Consider the following 19,510-nt stretch of genomic DNA (forward strand, 5'->3'; position numbering starts at 1 on the left):
CATTCAAAACCAAAAAAACATGGAGTTCATTATTTTTATTCTAACGATTTGTATTTTCATTCTATTTAATAATTTTTATAGCTTAAAAAAGGAAAGTAATTTTATTAAATCTATTATTGAAAAATACAGTGAAGAAACGGCAACTTTAAAAAAAGAACTTGCTGAACTAAAAAAATCAATAGAAGGAAAAACAATCGCTTCTGAGCCAATTATTTCTCCAATTGAAGAAGTGAAATCTCAAGAGATTGAGACCGTAGTTCCGCCAAAGACAGAGGTTATTGAAGAATACAAACCTTACTTCACTCCTATTGCAGATGAAGATATGCCAAAACAAGCGACTTCAACTGAGGAAACTCCACAAATTGACGATGCATTTTTAAGTATAAATTCAGAAGTACAAAAAGAGGAACCAATAATTAGTTATAAAAGTCAATCGGTAGCACGAGCAGAAAAACAAGTGGTTTTTGAAGAAAAAGTATATGTAGAAAGTGCGTTTTCAAAGTTTATGAAATCTGCCGAAAAACAATTTGCCGATAATTGGACTGGAATACTAGGAACTGCGATTATGGTTCTTGGAATTGGGTATTTGAGTATTTATACTGCTTTGAAAGTGTCACCATTATTCAGAGTTTTAATTCTGTGGTTGTATGCTGGTTTATTAATTGGAGCCTATTATTTTTTACAGAAAAAAGAGAAATGGACAACAACTGGCTTATGGCTTAGAAGTGCCGGTGCAAGTTTATTTTTGTTTGGATGTTTTGGCGCATCACAAATTCCTGCATTATCGTTTATTTCAAATTCGGTTGCAGCTTATTCCTTGATTGCTTTTGGAATTGGGCTCAATTTATTAATTGGATACATCATTAAAAAGCAAACTTTTTTATCGCTTCATGTAGTTTTGAGTATCCTGATTTTGTGTGTCATACCAGAGAATACACTTACAACTTTTACACTCGCAGCCATTACTGCAACCATCGGAATTCTTTTATCTTATAAAGAAAAATGGGAATATCATTTGCTGATTGTGATTTCTGCTTTCATCATTTTTGACATTTGGTTTAATACTCAAGGAACAAAATTATCGGCAACAGAAAATAGTATTGCAATTCTCGGAATTATTTTGGTGGCAGTAAGTTGTATGATCATGCAATACCGAAATGTCTACGAAAATACTCGATTTGACAAAGCTGCATTTATCACGCATTTAACCAATTGGGTTTTATTTGCCACAGGATTAATTTTACACTCAACAGGAAGCCGATTTAAAACTTTTGTACTTTTTATTGGTGCAATAATTTGCTTTTTCATAGCGTTGAAAGCAAGAAAGAAACAGGTCTTTTGGTTGTATAATTTAGACGGTATGGTGTCGTTTGTTTTACTATCCTTAAGCATCATCATGCTAAACGATTGGAATGTTGGCATTGACATCATTGCATGTGTTTTATATTTACTTATTGTCATTTGCTTGTTTGTGGTTTATAAAGAAAAAGAAGTTTTATTACACAAAATCTTTCTTGGAATCAATCATATTGTGGCTTTAGCACTTTTGATTTTTTCTGTAGCAATGATTAGTAATTCGTTAAATGAAACTAAAACTACAAGTGCTTTGGTTTCAACAATTGTGCTATTAATAATTGCGATTTTAGTTACAATTTATACTTCAATTAAAAAAGAATTTGAATCAATTGATGCTTTCTTTGGAGACAATAATTTAAGTTTAAACGGATTGTTAGCAATTGTATTTTCGATTCTAGTGGTTATAAGAAGTAACGATGTTTTAACACACAATTTATTTGTTTGTGTTTTAATAGGACTTGGGTTGGTTTGGCTTTTATTACAACAAAAATTTGAGAACAATACGTTTGATATTGGCAGAATTATTTTTTATTTGCTGAGTATTTTTGCTGTTATTTTTATGATTAAAATTCAAGAGAAATCGTATTTCGATTTTATTTTTGGAATTGGTTTATTAATCTTGATTGCGTTTAATTGGAAGGTTGAAAACTTCTATAAAAACAATTTCATCATTCGCTTTATTGGCATAATTGGAGTCAATGCATTGTTACTAATTTTGGTATACAAATATTTACCTCATAATCAAATTATTCAAATTTTTAGTTTGTTTGGAATTGCATTGTTAAACCATGAATTTTTATGGTTTAATTTCAAGAAAAACAGTTTGACAACAGAAAATCAATCAGTTTTATACATCTTCTACTATTTCTTTGCAATTGTTGGAAGTTTATTACTTCTATGGCGTTCATCTTTACTTACAAATACCGAAATTGGATTAACTTGTTTAGGAATTTCGACTGTAGAATTATTTGTTTTATTCGCAAATAGAATCAGAAACAAATCGGAAGAAATAACAACTGATTGGAAAAACTTCAATTTCCTAAATTCAGAGTTATTATTGTTTAATACTTTGTTGTTTGGTTTTTCTTGTTTAGATATTGAATATACGTCTGTCTTCTTGTCGGTTTTAGCTTTGCTATCTGGTCTCGGATTTGAAAAGTTTGACGAATTCAAACGCTTCAATAATTACTCATTTGTACTAATGACTGGATGTGTCCTTCTGTCTGTTTTTCTTGCTTTAGACAGAAGTATTATGGATGACAAAACGTTGCTTTACATTACTCAAACTGCAAGTATTATTATTTCAATTGGATATTATTATTTACTGTTTAAAAGCAAAAAAGAAGAAACTAAAAACTACTTAAAAGTACTTCCTTATGTTCAAAATTTATGGCTAATGCTATTGCTTTTCATTCAAGTAGAACTTACTTATCTTCCAGTATTATTTATGCTTTTGGCGTTATTAAATTATTGGTTAATTACAAAAAATGCCGTCAAAATTGGAATTCACTTCGCTCCTATTGTTGCGTTCTTGGCAATAATCATTTCCATATTTTATAGTTTTGACAAACTCAATAATTTTGATGGTTTAGATTGGACCCTTCAACTTGGAAGTGTTAGTTTGGGTGTAATTCTTTCGATTCTATTAAATAAAAAAGAAGAAAATCAATCGTTAAAAACCAACTATCAAATTGTTCTTAATGCCTGGTTGTCAATAATTATGTTCACACAGCTAGAACACAAATGGCTTCCTGTTTTTTGGGTAATAACCGCAATTTTGAATTTATTATTATATCATAAAAAAATCAGTCAAGAAAAAAACATCAGTATTGTTTATTATTTATTGGCTAACCTGCATTTGGGATTTCTGAGTTTCAATTATTTTGAATCCAAATATTTAGCAATTTATTTACTAATTTTTGCACTTTTAGCAGCCTATATTTATTTGGCTTCCAAATGGATTGAAGATTTTAAATTGAAAAACAGTTTATTAATATATCCAGCTACTCTTAGTATTGGATGTTTCTTATATTTTACTTTCGACAAAGGAATTCTAACCTTCTTCTGGATATTGGAAGCTTTGGGATTATTGATTTTAGGAATAATTCTAAAAGAAAAATACTTTAGATATGTTTCATTATCGTTAGTAGGATTGTGTATTATTCGATTAATGTTCTTTGATTTATCCAATGCAGATTTCTTGATTAGAGCAGTTGTTTTACTAGGTGTAGGAGTTGTTTTACTAGTAATGAACAGCTTGTTTAAGAAATACAAAGATCGATTTGAGTAAAATAAAATACTTTGAAGTAAATTAATTTTAAAAAAAATGTAACTTTTTTGTAACTCATAACGTATAACTATCTGAACACTTTAAAGTAAAGGAGAAAAATATACATGAGACAACTTAAAATCACCAAGCAGGTAACCAATCGTGAAACTGCTTCTTTAGACAAATACTTACAAGAAATTGGTAAAGTTGATTTGATTACTGCTGACGAAGAAGTTGAGTTAGCACAACGTATCAAAGCTGGTGACCAACGTGCTTTAGAAAAATTGACTAAAGCTAACTTACGTTTTGTGGTTTCTGTTGCAAAACAATATCAAAATCAAGGACTTACCCTTCCCGATTTAATTAATGAAGGAAATCTTGGTTTGATTAAAGCTGCACAACGTTTTGATGAAACTCGTGGTTTCAAATTCATTTCGTATGCAGTTTGGTGGATTCGTCAATCGATTCTTCAAGCTCTAGCAGAACAATCTCGTATCGTTCGTTTGCCATTAAATAAAATTGGTTCTATCAATAAAATCAATAAAATGTACGCTTTGTTAGAGCAATCTAATGAAAGACCACCTTCTGCTGAAGAAATTGCAAAAGAATTAGATATGACTGTAAATGATGTAAAAGAGTCAATGAAAAACTCTGGACGTCACTTATCAATGGATGCACCTCTTGTTGAAGGAGAAGATTCTAACCTTTATGACGTATTACGTTCAGGTGAATCTCCAAATCCTGATAGAGAATTAATTCACGAATCATTACGTACAGAAATTGAGCGTTCGTTAGAAACTTTAACTCCAAGAGAAGCAGACGTAGTTCGTTTGTATTTCGGATTAGGTGACCAACACCCAATGACTTTAGAAGAAATTGGAGAAACTTTCGATTTAACTCGTGAGCGTGTGCGTCAAATTAAAGAAAAAGCAATCCGTAGATTAAAACATACATCAAGAAGTAAAATCTTGAAAACATATTTAGGTTAATACCTATAACAATAACAACAGTTTCAAAACTGTTCGTTTTTTGATTGATGATTGAAACTCCGGCTGATTACCGGAGTTTTGCTTTTACACAAACTTCAACATTCAAAATTCCAAGTTGAATATTCAACATTCAAAATATTTTTAATTATTGTATCTTTGCAAAACAACAATAAGGTTGAATATTCAATGTTGAACAACGAATTTTGAAATCTTAAAACACAACACAAACTACAAAATGAAGAACACACTTATTGCACCATCAGTTCTAGCAGCTGATTTTGCCAACTTACAACGCGACATCGAAATGATTAACAATTCTGAAGCCGATTGGTTTCATATTGACATTATGGATGGCGTTTTTGTTCCGAATATTTCTTTTGGAATGCCAGTTTTGGAAGCTATTTCTAAACATGCTAAAAAAACAATTGATGTTCATTTAATGATTGTCGATCCAGACCGATACATTAAAACTTTTGCTGATTTGGGTTCCAATATCCTTACTGTTCACTACGAAGCTTGCACACATTTACATAGAACTTTACAAGCCATTAAAGCAGAAGGAATGAAAGCTGGTGTTGCCTTAAATCCACATACCAATGTGAGTTTGTTGGAAGACGTGATTAAAGACATTGATATGGTTTGCATCATGAGTGTTAATCCTGGTTTTGGCGGACAATCATTCATTGAAAATACCTATAAAAAAGTAAGACAACTAAAAGAAATTATCACTAGAAACAATGCCTCAACTATCATTGAAATCGATGGTGGAGTAACTAGTAAAAATGCAGTTCAATTAGTTGAAGCTGGCGCTGATGTTTTAGTCGCTGGAAATTTTGTGTTTAAAGCCGAAAATCCGACAGAGACAATTTCTGAATTAAAGAAAATGACTTCGAAATAAATATTAAATGCTCCGATTGGAGCATTTATTTTTAGTATTGATCGATTAAATACTTTATTAAATCGGTTGTGGTTACAATTCCTACCAAAAGTTCATCGAGAACCACTGGCAAAGCATGAAACTCGCGTTTCGATAATATTTCAGCAACTTCTTTTATTGTGGTGTCTGGAGAAACTTTTACTAAATTTCTTGCCATAACCTGCTCTACAGAAAACATGTTGTAAACCGTTACATCAACTTCTAATTCGTCATCATCAATAGCATCTGCAAAGGAGATACGCAATAAATCGGTGTAACTTAACATTCCAACAATATGATTTCCGCTAACAACAGGAATATGTCTGATTTGATGTTTCTTAAATAAACTTTCTGCTTTAGTCAAATCATCTTTTAGATTTAACTTTATAACATTCGATGTCATTATAGTTGACACTGGTACATTTTTTTTCATAATCATTTAACTTTAAAATAATTGATTAAAGTTACTAATTGATACAAAATATAAACATGACAAAAATCAGATAGTTGATAAAAGATTATTAAGTTTGCACAACATCAAATTTCATGAGTTACGCCTTACTTTCATCACCTTTACAAGGATTTACTGACTTCCGATTTAGAAACGCTCAAAACAAGTATTTTGGAGGCATTGACACATTCTATTCGCCTTACATTCGCTTGAACGGAAAACTAGTTATTAAGTCATCTTATGAGCGTGATTTACTTCCTGAAAACAATAACACGCTAGAATGCATTCCGCAAGTAATAACTAACGATGCTGACGAATTTTTATTTGTTGCAAAATATGTTCAGGAATTAGGTTATAAGGAATTAAATTGGAATTTAGGTTGTCCTTATCCGATGGTGACAAAATGTGGAATGGGTTCGGGATTGATAAAAGAATCTGAAAAAATAGATGCAATACTTAATAGAGTTCATTCCGAATCTGACATTATTGTTTCTATGAAAATGCGATTGGGTTATGATACTACGGATGAAATTCTAGATGTATTACCAATTCTTGATAAATATCCAATTAAAAATATTGCCATTCACGCTCGTATTGGAAAACAACTTTACAAAGGTGGCGTTCATCTTGATGCTTTTCAAAAATGTATTGACAACACCAAACACAAATTGTATTACAATGGCGACATTACTTCGGTGACAAAATTTAGAGAAATGCAAGAACAGTTTCCTTCAATTGATCATTGGATGATTGGAAGAGGATTGATTTCGGATCCTTTTTTGCCAAGTATGATTAAAGAAAACACTTTAGAATATCCTAAAAACAAAATGGAATTGTTTAGTGATTTTCACGAAACACTTTATCAAGGCTATAGCGAATCGTTATCTGGTGCAACTCATATTTTATTGAAAATGCACCACTTATGGGAATACTTCTCTACCACTTTTGATAATCCACATAAAGTTGAAAAAAACATTAGAAAAGCAAAAAGCATTCGAAATTATGAGGAAACCGTAAAAGCGGTTTTTAAAAATGGTTGATTAAAATTGAAAAAATTTACTTTAAAATTAATGCTTATGATTTAGCATTTTACTCACATTTTCATAAAGCTTCGGGAATTCTTGTTTGAACAAATGAGGTGATTCAAAATAATGCTCGATAATAACAGCTAAAAATTCAAACTGATTAGTGTAAGCATAAATTCTAAAATAATCGGAATTGACTAATCTTTCTCTGTTTACAGGATGTTCAACCTCTTTTCGAATTCTATCATACATTCTTGAAAAAATTATGGCGCTTGTATCTTGACTATTCATTCCGTGAAAATGAAGTACGTGAGCAAATTCATGAATTCCGAGATTTAAATTATCGTTTTTAATTTCGTAACCTACTTTGAAATCTTCCCAAGAAAAAACAATAGCTTTCATTCGTGGATTAAACTCTCCTTTGTGATAAGCATCATTAATTTCCGAATAATAAACCGATGGATAAACTATTACTTTATCAATATTGGTGTACAAATAATTTCTCAAACCGAAGGTTAACATTACCGAAGTTGAAGCAATCAAAACTTGAACTTCATCAGTTATAATAAAATCTTCTTTTCCTATAAATTCATATCGTTCAATGAAAGTTGCAACGCGATGTTCGAAGTATTTTTTCTTTTTATCTGAAAGTGAATTGTAATAATCAAATTGCTTGTTTAAAACATAGGATTGATTGGCATCCAATGCTTTAATAGTTGGATAAAAATGAATGTAAAATGGTTTATTGAAAAGCACACCATATTTTTCCTCGATTACTGAATAAACAACAAAGAAAAAAAATGCTGCTACTCCAGCAAAAAGAAGGTAAAGTATAATCAAATGATTTTTGGTTTTTGTGACCGCGAAGGGATTCGAACCCCCAACCCTCAGAGCCGAAATCTGATATTCTATCCAGTTGAACTACGCAGCCAATTTGAAGTATGAGGTACGAAATACAAAGTTTTTCCTCGTACTTTGTATTTCGTACTTTGTACTTATAAATTAAACTAATAATTTTTTAACAATAGCTGAAATAGTTTTCCCTTCAGCTTGTCCGCCGATTTGTGCTGAGGCTAATCCCATAACTTTTCCCATTGATGCGATTCCTGATGCTCCGGTTTCTGCAATGATTTTAGAAACAATTGCTTCTACTTCAGCTTCTGAAAGTTGTGCTGGAAGGAATTGTTCGATTACAGCAATTTGAGCTAATTCTGGTTCTGCTAGATCGGGACGATTTTGCGTTTTATAAATTTCGGCGCTGTCTTTTCTCATTTTTACAAGTTTCTGTAAAATTTTGATTTCGTCAACTTCTGAAATTTCTTCTTTTGAACCTGTTGCAGTTTGTGCTAACAATAATTCTGATTTGATAGCTCTCAATGCTTCCAATGCCACGGTATCTTTAGAACGCATGGCATCTTTCATTACGTCCATTATTTTTGATTGTAAACTCATATTGATTTATGATTTAAGATTAACGATTTTAGAATTTTGATTTTATTCAAATGAATTGCTCTTTAGCCCTGATTGGAACATGTATCCTTTTATTTTGTTGCCTGAGGTTCTCGAAGGCAACAAAATAAAAGATACTGTGGAAAGCAGGAAAATGGATTACAAAAATGCGCAAACCATTCGCTACTGAAATTCTTCAGCATGCATCCAAAAAGCCACACAAAGGTAAAAAAAATAACCCAAAAATTACATGGAACTTTTGGGTTAGATTTAAAGATTAATTTGGGATTAATCCACGTTATCGTGTAGGAATGAATTGTTAGAACGTAACTGAATATCGTCGTTACTATCGGTTCCTAATGACATTCTTGAATTGTTGTTTAGGTTTTGATTTTCTGTTAAATCTACTCCTAATCTTTTGTATGCTGGTTCTCTTTCAAGTTCGTCAACTCTCGATGGATTGTTGTGAAACTTGTAATTGAATTCTTTTAATTTACGTCTTCTTTCGTCAGCACGTAGTTTTAAAGTTTCTTCAATAGTCATTTCCATTGGAGAAATATCATCTGAATGTGTAGCGTAAGTTGGTTTTGCTGGCTCAGCTACTTTCATTGTGAAATTTAATGACTCTTCAATTGGTTCTTCCAACTTAGCAGCTGGTTTAGAACTCAACAAATCGTTTTCAATTTCCATATATTCTTCAAGAGAATATTTGATTACTCCGTTTTGATTTACTTCAGTTACTGGAACAAATTCAACATGTTCGTTAACCTTGATGTCTTTAGTTTCGGCAGATAAATCGAATATAATTCTGTCTTCTTCAATTGTGTTTTCAACTGGCTTAGCAATTGGCAAATCGAAAGAGAATGTAATTTGCTCTTCTTCTTTAGCTACAACTTGTGGCTCAACAACTTTAATCTCGTTTACCGCTGGAGTTGTAAAAGTAAAATCGATATCTTTTATAGGAGAAACGATTTCGAAAGTTACATCTAAATTACGGATGAAGTCGTTCATCGCAATTAGTTCGTTTTCGTTAACTTTTGCTACAACTGGTTCTTGTTTTACTTCATCTTCGATTAATTCGAAAACAATTTTTTCTTCTTTAACTTCGGCAGTTACTTCAATTGGAGTCTCTACCTTCGGTTGAAAAAAATCAACTGGCTTTTGAGTTAAGTCATGAACTAACTTTTGCTCATCTTCTAGTGAATGAATGATTTTTTTAACTTCTGTATTTACGATTTCGTTTTGTTGTTCTACGTTGAAACCTGTTGCAATAATTGTAACTGCAATAGCATCACCATGAGCTTCATCTTCACCAACTCCCATAATAATATTGGCGTTGTGACCTGCTTCAGCTTGAATGTGGTCATTGATTTCTCCGATTTCGTCAATAGTAATTTCATTAGTACCCGAAACGATAAGCAACAATACGTTTTTAGCACCTGAAATTTTATTGTCATTCAATAATGGAGAATCTAAAGCAGAAATAATAGCATCTTTAGCTCTATTTTCACCACTTGCAATCGCAGAACCCATAATAGCTGTCCCACTGTTTGCCAATACCGTTTTAGCATCTTTTAAATCGATATTTTGAGTATAGTGATGTGTAATTACTTCAGCAATTCCGCGTGATGCAGTTGCTAAAACTTCGTCAGCTTTAGAGAAACCTGCTTTGAAACCAAGATTTCCGTAAACTTCTCTTAATTTATTATTATTGATAACAATTAATGAATCTACTTGTTTTCTTAATCTTTCAACTCCTGCCAATGCTTGGTCTTGACGTACTTTTCCTTCAAATTGAAAAGGAATTGTAACAATACCAACCGTTAGTATGTCTCTTTCTTTAGCTAATTGAGCTATTACTGGAGCTGCACCTGTTCCTGTTCCTCCACCCATTCCTGCGGTGATGAAAACCATCTTGGTGTTGCTGTCCAACATTTTTTCAATATCATCGATACTCTCAATCGCTGATTGTTGACCAACGTCTGGGTTTGCTCCTGCTCCTAAACCTTCTGTTAAGTTTACACCCAACTGAATTTTATTTGGCACAGGACTATTTTGTAATGCCTGAGAATCAGTATTACAAACGATGAAATCTACACCTTTGATTCCTTGTTTGAACATGTGGTTGATTGCGTTGCTTCCTCCGCCACCAACTCCGATAACTTTAATAACATTTGATTGATTTTTAGGTAAATCAAATGAGATACTTCCAAATTCTGAGTTGCTTATCATACTATTTTGGTTTTGTTTGATTTTATTCTGTATTCTTGTTTTGTTTTTCTCTCTAAATCTAATATCTGATATTATAAATCTAATATTAAATTATTCAGCGTTGTCTAAGAAATCTTTGATTTTATCAACATACTTATCAAAAAATGATTTTCTGATTTTTCCTTCAGTCGTTTCCACTTCTTTTTCAACTTTATTTTCAATTGGATCTTCTTGTTGTTGTATTACTTCTTGCACTTCTTCAACAACTGGTCTAGCAATTGGTCTTGGCTGCGGAATAGCTTGACTTACTTCTAATTTATAGGCACTTTGCGTATTGTTAGCAACACTATTCATCACTAATCCAACTGCTGTTGCAAATAATGGACTTGAAATATCTTCGCTAGAATTTCCTGCCAAATGTTCGTTAGGATAACCAATTCTAGTGTCCATTCCTGTGATGTATTCCACTAATTGTTTAATGTGTTGCAATTGCGCTCCACCACCTGTAAGAACTATTCCTGCAATCAATTTCTTTCTTGGATCTTCGTGTCCGTAAACTTTTATTTCTGTAAAAACTTGTTCAATAATTTCAACCACACGTGCGTGAATGATTTTAGATAAGTTTTTCAAAGAAATTTCTTTTGGTTCTCTACCGCGTAATCCTGGAATAGAAACAATTTCGTTGTCTTTATTTTCTCCTGGCCAAGCCGAACCAAATTTTACTTTTAATAACTCAGCTTGTTTTTCGATAATTGAGCAACCTTCTTTAATATCTTCTGTAATCACATTTCCTCCGAAAGGAATTACAGCTGTATGACGAATGATTCCGTCTTTGAAAATGGCTAAATCTGTTGTTCCACCACCAATATCGATTAATGCAACACCTGCTTCTTTTTCTTCTTGACTTAAAACGGCATCAGCTGAAGCTAAAGGTTCCAATGTTAATCCAGATAATTCAATTCCGGAACTTTGGATACATCTTCCTACATTTCTGATAGAAGCTGCTTGTCCAACAACAACGTGAAAACTTGCTTCCAATCGTCCACCATACATTCCAATTGGTTCTTTGATTTCAGATTGTCCGTCTATTTTAAATTCTTGTGGCAACACGTGAATAATTTCTTCACCTGGCAACATCGCTAATTTATTCACTTGATCAATTAACAATTGAATGTCTTTTCCACTAATTACTTCTTCTGGATTACTTCTACTGATATAATCCGTGTGTTGAATACTACGAATGTGTTGTCCTGCAATACCAACAACGCAATCATTGATTTTGTATCCTGAGTTTTCTTCCGCCTCTAAAACTGCTTGTTGGATGGATTGAATAGTTTGTGTAATATTATTTACAACACCACGAGCCACACCTAAACTTTTGGCTTTTCCAAGACCTAAAATTTCAAGTTTACCGTACTCATTTTTCTTACCAATCATCGCTACGATTTTCGTAGTTCCGATGTCTAAACCAACTGCAATGTTTTCTCTATTCTCCATATTGTCAACTAATTTGCTCGATACAATATTTATTCTATCTCTACTTTCTTGATTTTCTACTAGAAGTTATTTTGTACAAACAACTTGATGTGTAAATCTCAAATTTATTTTCTTGTAATTATTTAGCATCGTATCTGAAACTGCTTTCTGAAAAAATGCTTTATAATTTTTAAATTTCTTTTCTTCATTCATCATTTTGCCAAACTCGATTTTAAAATCGTAGTTCCTGTTGGTCATCATTAAGCTAGCATCAGGCAAAATTTGCACACCAATGATATTTTTTTTCAAAAATTCATCGTTGTAAATCATCTTCAAAACTTCGGATAATTTCTTCTTGTTTTTGTTGTCAATAACCCCCGAAATTAGCGGTACTCTAGCTGTACTTATATCAGAAAGTGGCATTCTGTTTCCCTCATAATCAATATAGAACGAACCTTCCTCACTAAACACTCTTGCTATGGGTGTTTTTTGTTTCACCACCGCTTTTAAAACACCATCAACACTTACAAAAACTTCTGATTTTTCAACCATAGGATGTTTGTTGATAGAATTTTCCAATTTGTTCAAATTTAAGTCCGATTTTTCAATGGTTTTTACATCTGAACTATTTTCTATTAACAATTTATTAACCGATTCTTGTTTAACAAAATTGTTGTTATCTCCAACAAAAATCACTTCTGATTTCTTTAATTTTCGATGTGAATTTCTATTTGACGTAAACGAATACAGAAAAACTACTAATGCAAACATTAGTATTAATCGGATATTGTTCCATTTTAGAAATTTCATAATTATTTATTTTTTTTCATCCAACTAAAGTTGGAAGTTATTCAGCTAAAGCAGTTTTTATTGATGGTACTAATTCGCCAATATCGCCTGCTCCTATCGTTACAATTATCTTCGCATCACTTTCTAAAATTGTGCCAATTAGCTCTTCTTTTGAAACTAATTTCTTATTATCATTTGTCATTTTAGACATTAACCAAGAAGTTGTTATTCCTTCCATTGGTAATTCTCTTGCTGGATAAATATCTAACAAAAGAACTTCGTCAAATTGCGATAAACTTTTAGCAAAATCATCTGCGAAATCTTTTGTTCTACTAAACAAGTGAGGTTGAAAAATGGCCAAAACTTTTTGATTTGGATACAATTCCCTCACTGCTTGATGTACCGCATTAATTTCTGTTGGATGATGCGCATAATCATCTATATAAACGCGATTTTCTGATTTTATTTGATACGAAAATCTTCTTTGTACACCTTTAAACGTAGCTAAAGCATTAGCAATGGACTCGGTTGGGGTTCCATAAGTTTTGGCCATTGCTAAAGCCATTAGCGCATTCATTAAATTATGATGTCCTGGCAAACCAAAAGCAATATCTGTTATTACTTCTGTTGGTGTTTGAACGTCAAAAACATAAGCACTATTTTCTATTCGGATATTAAACGCTTTAAACGTTGCTTCGTCATTAATTGCTATGGTCAAACCTTCTAAATCCAATCCTTTTGGAACAAATATTTTGGTTTTATCGGAAACTTTATTGGCAAATTCTCTAAATGATTCTTCGATGGCAGAAGCATCGCCATAAATATCTAAATGATCCGCATCCATTGAGGTTACGCAAGCAATATTTGGATGCAAATGCAAGAACGATCGATCAAATTCATCGGCTTCAACCACGGTTATTGTTTTTCCGCTTCCGATTAAATTAGAATGATAATTTTCTACAATTCCACCAAGGAATGCTGTAACATCAGCTCCACTTTCATACATAATATGACCTAAAATACTTGACGTAGTTGTTTTTCCGTGGGTTCCTGCAACAGCAAAACAGAACGTATCTTTTGTAATCAAACCAAGAACTTCAGCCCTTTTTTTAATTACATAATCTCTTTCAATAAAATAATTCCATTCTGAATGCGAAACTGGAACGGCTGGCGTAACAATTACTAAAGTATTTTCTACATAATAATCGGAAGGAATTGCCGCAATTGAATCTTCAAAATGAATGTTCATTCCGCCGGCAATCAATTCGTCGGTTAACATCGTTGGTGTTTTATCGTAACCCGAAACATTTTTTCCAATATTTTGGAAATAACGAGCCAAAGCACTCATTCCGATGCCTCCAATTCCGATGAAATAGACGTTATGTATTTGATTTAAGTTCATATTAAATTTCAATTTCAAAATTCAACTTCAAAATCAATCTCAAAATTCAAAATGTACAATTGATTTTTGAAGTTGCTATTGACATTGTTATTGTATTAGTTTTACTATTTGTTCAACTATATCTTTTGTTGCATTGGGTTTTGCTAATTTTTTCATGTTTTCGCTTAAACTCTTTTGCAAATTCTCGTCGTGAATTAGTTTATTGAAAAGTGATTCAAATTTTTCGTCTAACTCACTTTCTTTTATTAGTAAAGCACCATTTTTATCTACAATTGCTTTCGCATTTTTGGTTTGATGATCTTCGGCTACGTTTGGTGATGGAATAAAAATAGTCGGTTTGCCAACCAAACATAATTCCGAAACAGATGAAGCACCAGCGCGAGAAATCACAAAATCTGCAGCAGCATAAATCAAATCCATTCTATCAATAAACGAAACTACTTGCACATTCTCTGTCTCAGAAAAATGCTTGTAATCTGTCATATATAAATTACCACATTGCCAAAATATTTGCAAGTTATTATTGCGTAAAAAATCAATTTCTTTGGCAATTAGTTGATTGATTCTTCTTGAGCCTAAACTTCCGCCAATGATTAGTAATGTCTTTTTGTTTTCATCCAAATTGAAATAAGACATCGCTTCACTTCTTTTAGAATCAACATCTAAAATATCTTGACGAACAGGATTTCCTGTGAATACAATTTTATCTTTTGGAAAAAATCGTTCTAAATTTTCATAAGCAACACAAATGGCATTAGCTTTTTTACTCAATAATTTATTGGTAATTCCAGGATAGGAATTTTGTTCTTGTATTACTGTTGGAATGTTCAAACTGTTAGCAACTTGCAACAATGGTCCACTAGCAAATCCGCCTGTTCCGATTACAACATCTGGTTTAAACTTCTTAATTATTTTTCGAGATTTCCATAAACTATTAACTAATTTTAATGGAAACATGGCATTCTGCAACGTCAACTTTCTTTGTAAGCCTGCAATCCAAAGTCCTTCAATAGCATAACCTGATTGAGGCACTTTTTGCATTTCCATTTTGTCTTGCGCACCTACAAAAAGGAACTCAGCATCCGGGAAACGCGATTTTAATTCGTTGGCAATAGCGATTGCAGGATAGATATGTCCACCTGTTCCGCCACCACTTAATATGAATTTTAATTTTTTCATTTTTATCTTATTGCCTTAAAAGGCAGTTCAATTTATTTTTTTCGCATTCCTTTTATGGCTAGCATTGGATTTTCCTCTATTGAAAAATCTTCCTCCATTATTTTGCCTTTGATAGATGCTTTCATTTGATTAACCTTCTCTTGATTTTCATCTACTTCATCTTCAACTCCATTCAATTCTCTGTCGATGATTCTTTGTAAAACTTCGTCTCTTTTTTTCTTTTCTTCGAGTTCTTTTTCGGCTTCTTCGAGTTCTTTTGCAATTTCTTCTTCTTTTTTGGTAACGCTTAGAATAATTCCGAGAGCTATACACGTCATCCAAACAGAACTTCCTCCAGAACTAATTAATGGTAAAGTTTGTCCCGTAACTGGCAACAACTCGACCGCAACTGCCATATTGATTAATGCCTGAAATATTATTGGAAAACCGAGTCCGACGACGACTAATTTTCCGAAAAGCGAATTAGCTTTGTGAGATGCTACAACAAAACGGAACAACAATAAAAGATAAATTGAAATTATTGCAAAGGCTCCAAAAAGTCCAAATTCTTCTACAATTATAGCAAAAATAAAATCAGAAGATGACTGAGGCAAAAAATTCTTTTGAACACTTTTTCCTGGCCCAAGTCCGTATATTTCACCTGATGCTATTGCGATTTTGGCTTTCTCAATTTGATAATCATCTTCATCTGGTTTGTCGCTTGTGAAATTATCAATACGACTAATCCAAGTATCCACACGATTATGAAAAGCATCTGGAAATTTTTTAGCTATTAGAATGAAAAACAATCCGCAAAGCAATCCGGTTCCAAGAATGATTCCGATGTATTTCAATGGATACTTACCAATAAAAGTTAGCATAATAACCATTGAAAAAATTAATGCTGCTGTAGAAAAGTTCGCAGGAAAAATCAATCCGACAGTAACAAATACTGGCAACCAAAGTTCTAGAAACGATTGCTTAAAATCGGGTGCAACTTCTCTTTTTTTGGATAAATACCTCGCAACAAAAATATACAACACAATTGCTGCAAAGGTTGATGTTTGAAAGGATATTCCAATGAATGGAATTTGAATCCAACGACTGGCATTTGCGCCGTCAATTACGGTTCCTTTTACCAAAGTATAGACTAATAAAACCCATACAATTGGTAATGTAATTCTTGAAATTCCTCTAAAATAATGATACGGAATTTTGTGAACTTGATAAATTATTACAAATCCAATGGTGATATGAATGGCATGCTTTAGCAAATAGGTTAAGGCATTTCCCGACCCATGACGCATGTAAGCCAAATTACTACTCGCACTAAAAACAGGCATAAAAGAGAATAACGCCAAAAGAGCAACAAATGCCCAAATGACTTTATCTCCGTGTAGTCTGCTTATTAGTTGTTTCATTTTAATATTAGATATTTGATATTATAGATTCCTTACTTCTCTTTTAAATTGATTTCCTCTGTCTTCGTAGTTTTGAAATAAATCGAAACTAGCGCAAGCTGGAGATAATAAAACAGTGTCGCCTTTTTCTGCGATGTGTCTTGCTGTATTTACTGCATCATTCATATTATCTACTTCAACCATCATATCTACTACATTTCCAAAAGCGTCAATTATTTTCTTGTTATCAACACCAAGGCAGATAATTGCTTTTACTTTTTCGTGAACCAAAGGCATTAATTCGGCATAATCGTTTCCTTTATCAACGCCTCCGACAATCCAAACTGTTGGCGTTGTCATACTATCTAAAGCAAAAAAAGTTGCGTTAACATTGGTAGCTTTACTATCGTTAATGTATTGCACGTTGTGAATCTTCAGCACTTTTTCTAAACGATGTTCAACACCTTGAAAATTGGATAAACTTTCACGAATTGTTTGCTTTCTAATGCGTAAAATATTTGCTACAGAAGTTGCTGCCATTGCATTTTTCATGTTGTGTTTTCCTTCAAGTGCGATGTTTGCCGTTTCCATTAAAAACTCTTCTTGGTTGATGTTGATTTCCATAGTGTTGTTATTTAAAAATGCTCCGTTTTCAATTGCTTTTGATATCGAAAATGGAATTAATTGTGCTTTTACTTTGTTATTTTTTAACCAATTTCCGATAGCTTCATCATCTGCATCATAAATGAGATAATCTTCTTCGGTTTGATTCATTGTTATTCTAAATTTCGATGCGATGTAATTTTCATATTTATAATCGTATCGATCTAAATGATCTGGACTTATATTAGTAATTATGGCAATATGTGGCTTGTAATTTATAATTCCGTCTAACTGAAAACTGCTTAATTCTAATACATAAGAATCGTAATTTTCTTCAGCTACTTGCCAAGCAAAACTTTTCCCAATATTTCCTCCTAATCCTACATTTAATCCACCTTCTTTTAGCAAATGATACGTCAACATTGTTGTCGTTGTTTTACCATTACTTCCTGTGATTCCAATGGTCATTGCTTTTGTAAAATCATAAGCAAATTCAATTTCAGAAATAACTGGAATTCCCTTTTCGATAAGCTTTTTTACAATTGAAGCCTTTTCTGGAATTCCGGGACTTTTCATTACTACATCAGCATTTAGAATTTTATCTTCGGTATGCTGTTCGTCTTCCCATTGTATTTCATATTGATTAAGAACGTCTCTATAATTGTCTTTAATTTTTCCGAAATCGGATACAAAAACATCATATCCTTCTTTCTTACCTAGAATTGCTGTTCCAACTCCGCTTTCGCCTCCACCAAGAATTACTAATCGTTTCATTATCTCAATTTCAAGGTTACAATTGCAACAATTGCCAATAAAATGGTTACAATCCAAAAACGAGTTACAATCTTACTTTCATGATATCCCTTTTTCTGATAATGATGATGCAATGGTGACATCAAGAAAACTCTTCTTCCTTCGCCAAATCGCTTTTTTGTATATTTGAAATAGGTCACTTGAATAATTACTGAAGCGCTTTCGGCAAAGAAAATGGCACATAAAACCGGAAGTAGCATTTCTTTTCTTACCGAAATTGCTAAAACTGCTATAATTCCGCCAATAGTCAAACTTCCTGTATCACCCATAAAAACTGATGCTGGATAAGAATTATACCAAAGAAATCCAATTAAAGCTCCAACGAAAGAAGCAATAAAAATGGTCATCTCACCTGAATTTGGGATGTACATCACATTCAAATAATTGGACAAAATGATATTACCCGAAATAAATGTAAAAATACCGAGTGCAAGAACTGATATTGCTGATGTTCCTGCGGCTAAACCATCAATTCCGTCGGTTAAATTGGCACCATTTGAAACTGCTGTAATAATGAAAATTACAATTGGAATGAATACCAACCAAGCCCAATTTTGATAATCATCTGTAAATGGTTTTAGGATTTGAGCATAATCCAATTCGTTGTTTTTTGTAAACGGAATTGTTGTCGTAGTTGCCTTTATTTCTTTAGCAGGTTGTGAAATTGTATTTCCAGTTTGGTTGAAAGTGATAGGCGTAGCTGACTTTTCACGAACAGTAACTGCTGGACTAAAATACAATACTGAACCCACAATAATTCCCAAACCAACTTGACCTATAACTTTAAAAATTCCTTTTAAACCTTGTTTGTCTTTTTTGAATATTTTGATATAATCGTCAATAAAACCAATAGTTCCCATCCAAAGTGTGGTCACAATTAGAAGAATGATATAAATATTATTCAACTTAGTCAATAACAAAACAGGAATCAAGGTTGCAAAAATGATGATTAATCCACCCATTGTTGGAGTTCCTGCTTTTTGAGTTTGACCTTCCAAACCTAGCTCACGGACAGTTTCGCCAACTTGTTGATTTCTCAAAAAAGTGATGATTTTTTTTCCGTAAATAGTTGACAGTGTTAATGATAACATCAACGCTATAGCCGAACGAAACGTAATATATTGAAACACTCCAGCTCCTGGAATGTCAAGTGTTTTGTCTAAATATTCAAATAAGTAGTATAACATATTGGTTAGGTATATT

15 protein-coding genes and 1 tRNA gene are annotated in these 19,510 nt (G+C 32.5%); 4 read left to right on the plus strand and 12 right to left on the minus strand.

What is annotated here, in order from left to right:
* The first annotated feature begins 19 nt into the window (after positions 1–19).
* The 3 genes from ABD771_RS07330 (at position 20) to rpe (ending at position 5,512) form a co-directional block, all read left to right on the plus strand.
* Entirely contained in the window at positions 20–3,646 is a 3,627-nt protein-coding gene (locus ABD771_RS07330; RefSeq protein ID WP_345092838.1) for a DUF2339 domain-containing protein, read from the plus strand.
* A gap of 104 nt (positions 3,647–3,750) precedes the next feature.
* Complete coding sequence (locus tag ABD771_RS07335) at positions 3,751–4,614, plus strand: sigma-70 family RNA polymerase sigma factor (RefSeq protein WP_007804760.1); 864 nt, start codon at positions 3,751–3,753, stop codon at positions 4,612–4,614.
* A 235-nt stretch (positions 4,615–4,849) separates the two neighbouring features.
* Positions 4,850–5,512, plus strand: a complete 663-nt coding sequence (gene rpe, locus ABD771_RS07340) for a ribulose-phosphate 3-epimerase (protein WP_345092843.1) — start codon at positions 4,850–4,852, stop codon at positions 5,510–5,512.
* 31 nt (positions 5,513–5,543) lie between these two features.
* On the opposite strand, the gene ABD771_RS07345 is transcribed toward rpe, so the two are convergent.
* Positions 5,544–5,963, minus strand: a complete 420-nt coding sequence (locus ABD771_RS07345; RefSeq protein ID WP_345092846.1) for a CBS domain-containing protein — start codon at positions 5,961–5,963, stop codon at positions 5,544–5,546.
* 113 nt (positions 5,964–6,076) lie between these two features.
* Here ABD771_RS07345 and ABD771_RS07350 point away from each other — a divergent pair, with 113 nt between their 5' ends.
* Positions 6,077–7,021 (plus strand): tRNA dihydrouridine synthase, encoded by a 945-nt coding sequence (locus tag ABD771_RS07350; RefSeq protein ID WP_345092850.1) that lies wholly within the window; start codon positions 6,077–6,079, stop codon positions 7,019–7,021.
* Between the two features lie 27 nt (positions 7,022–7,048).
* Here the strand turns inward: ABD771_RS07350 and ABD771_RS07355 are convergent, their stop codons facing one another.
* From ABD771_RS07355 to mraY, 11 genes are all read right to left on the minus strand, one after another.
* Positions 7,049–7,846 carry a zinc-dependent peptidase gene (locus ABD771_RS07355; protein ID WP_345092853.1) on the minus strand — a complete coding sequence of 266 codons (798 nt, stop codon included), beginning with the start codon at positions 7,844–7,846 and terminating at the stop codon, positions 7,049–7,051.
* Between the two features lie 17 nt (positions 7,847–7,863).
* Positions 7,864–7,937: transfer RNA gene (locus ABD771_RS07360), tRNA-Arg, on the minus strand.
* A 71-nt stretch (positions 7,938–8,008) separates the two neighbouring features.
* Entirely contained in the window at positions 8,009–8,458 is a 450-nt protein-coding gene (locus tag ABD771_RS07365) for a GatB/YqeY domain-containing protein (protein WP_345092856.1), read from the minus strand.
* A 285-nt stretch (positions 8,459–8,743) separates the two neighbouring features.
* A complete protein-coding gene (gene ftsZ / locus ABD771_RS07370) occupies positions 8,744–10,687 on the minus strand; it encodes a cell division protein FtsZ (protein WP_345092859.1) in 1,944 nt (647 codons plus the stop codon).
* Positions 10,688–10,777: 90 nt separating this feature from the next.
* Entirely contained in the window at positions 10,778–12,163 is a 1,386-nt protein-coding gene (ftsA, locus tag ABD771_RS07375) for a cell division protein FtsA (RefSeq protein ID WP_345092862.1), read from the minus strand.
* Positions 12,164–12,229: 66 nt separating this feature from the next.
* Entirely contained in the window at positions 12,230–12,952 is a 723-nt protein-coding gene (locus tag ABD771_RS07380) for a cell division protein FtsQ/DivIB (protein ID WP_345092865.1), read from the minus strand.
* Positions 12,953–12,989: 37 nt separating this feature from the next.
* Complete coding sequence (gene murC / locus ABD771_RS07385; protein WP_345092868.1) at positions 12,990–14,333, minus strand: UDP-N-acetylmuramate--L-alanine ligase; 1,344 nt, start codon at positions 14,331–14,333, stop codon at positions 12,990–12,992.
* 87 nt (positions 14,334–14,420) lie between these two features.
* Positions 14,421–15,512 carry an undecaprenyldiphospho-muramoylpentapeptide beta-N-acetylglucosaminyltransferase gene (gene murG / locus ABD771_RS07390; protein WP_345092871.1) on the minus strand — a complete coding sequence of 364 codons (1,092 nt, stop codon included), beginning with the start codon at positions 15,510–15,512 and terminating at the stop codon, positions 14,421–14,423.
* A 32-nt stretch (positions 15,513–15,544) separates the two neighbouring features.
* Positions 15,545–16,912 (minus strand): FtsW/RodA/SpoVE family cell cycle protein, encoded by a 1,368-nt coding sequence (locus tag ABD771_RS07395; RefSeq protein WP_345092874.1) that lies wholly within the window; start codon positions 16,910–16,912, stop codon positions 15,545–15,547.
* Positions 16,913–16,933: 21 nt separating this feature from the next.
* Positions 16,934–18,268: a UDP-N-acetylmuramoyl-L-alanine--D-glutamate ligase gene (gene murD, locus ABD771_RS07400; protein ID WP_345092878.1), complete on the minus strand. Its 1,335-nt coding sequence runs from the start codon at positions 18,266–18,268 to the stop codon at positions 16,934–16,936.
* The gene (gene mraY, locus ABD771_RS07405) at positions 18,268–19,494 is read right to left on the minus strand and encodes a phospho-N-acetylmuramoyl-pentapeptide-transferase (protein WP_345092881.1); all 1,227 of its coding nucleotides are present in this window, start codon (positions 19,492–19,494) and stop codon (positions 18,268–18,270) included. The genes murD and mraY overlap by 1 nt, the downstream gene beginning before the upstream one ends.
* Positions 19,495–19,510 lie beyond the last annotated feature (16 nt).

It is taken from the genome of Flavobacterium chungnamense (assembly GCF_039539165.1).
Taxonomy (GTDB): Bacteria; Bacteroidota; Bacteroidia; order Flavobacteriales; family Flavobacteriaceae; genus Flavobacterium; species Flavobacterium chungnamense.

What these genes read in the sequence shown, in the direction of transcription:
- ABD771_RS07330 (WP_345092838.1), top strand. Translation starts at nt 20, where the DNA reads ATGGAGTTCATTATTTTTATTCTAACGATTTGTATTTTCATTCTATTT.
- ABD771_RS07335 (WP_007804760.1), top strand. Translation starts at nt 3,751, where the DNA reads ATGAGACAACTTAAAATCACCAAGCAGGTAACCAATCGTGAAACTGCT.
- rpe (WP_345092843.1), top strand. Translation starts at nt 4,850, where the DNA reads ATGAAGAACACACTTATTGCACCATCAGTTCTAGCAGCTGATTTTGCC.
- ABD771_RS07345 (WP_345092846.1), bottom strand. Translation starts at nt 5,963, where the DNA reads ATGAAAAAAAATGTACCAGTGTCAACTATAATGACATCGAATGTTATA.
- ABD771_RS07350 (WP_345092850.1), top strand. Translation starts at nt 6,077, where the DNA reads ATGAGTTACGCCTTACTTTCATCACCTTTACAAGGATTTACTGACTTC.
- ABD771_RS07365 (WP_345092856.1), bottom strand. Translation starts at nt 8,458, where the DNA reads ATGAGTTTACAATCAAAAATAATGGACGTAATGAAAGATGCCATGCGT.
- ftsZ (WP_345092859.1), bottom strand. Translation starts at nt 10,687, where the DNA reads ATGATAAGCAACTCAGAATTTGGAAGTATCTCATTTGATTTACCTAAA.
- ftsA (WP_345092862.1), bottom strand. Translation starts at nt 12,163, where the DNA reads ATGGAGAATAGAGAAAACATTGCAGTTGGTTTAGACATCGGAACTACG.
- ABD771_RS07380 (WP_345092865.1), bottom strand. Translation starts at nt 12,952, where the DNA reads ATGAAATTTCTAAAATGGAACAATATCCGATTAATACTAATGTTTGCA.
- murC (WP_345092868.1), bottom strand. Translation starts at nt 14,333, where the DNA reads ATGAACTTAAATCAAATACATAACGTCTATTTCATCGGAATTGGAGGC.
- murG (WP_345092871.1), bottom strand. Translation starts at nt 15,512, where the DNA reads ATGAAAAAATTAAAATTCATATTAAGTGGTGGCGGAACAGGTGGACAT.
- ABD771_RS07395 (WP_345092874.1), bottom strand. Translation starts at nt 16,912, where the DNA reads ATGAAACAACTAATAAGCAGACTACACGGAGATAAAGTCATTTGGGCA.
- murD (WP_345092878.1), bottom strand. Translation starts at nt 18,268, where the DNA reads ATGAAACGATTAGTAATTCTTGGTGGAGGCGAAAGCGGAGTTGGAACA.
- mraY (WP_345092881.1), bottom strand. Translation starts at nt 19,494, where the DNA reads ATGTTATACTACTTATTTGAATATTTAGACAAAACACTTGACATTCCA.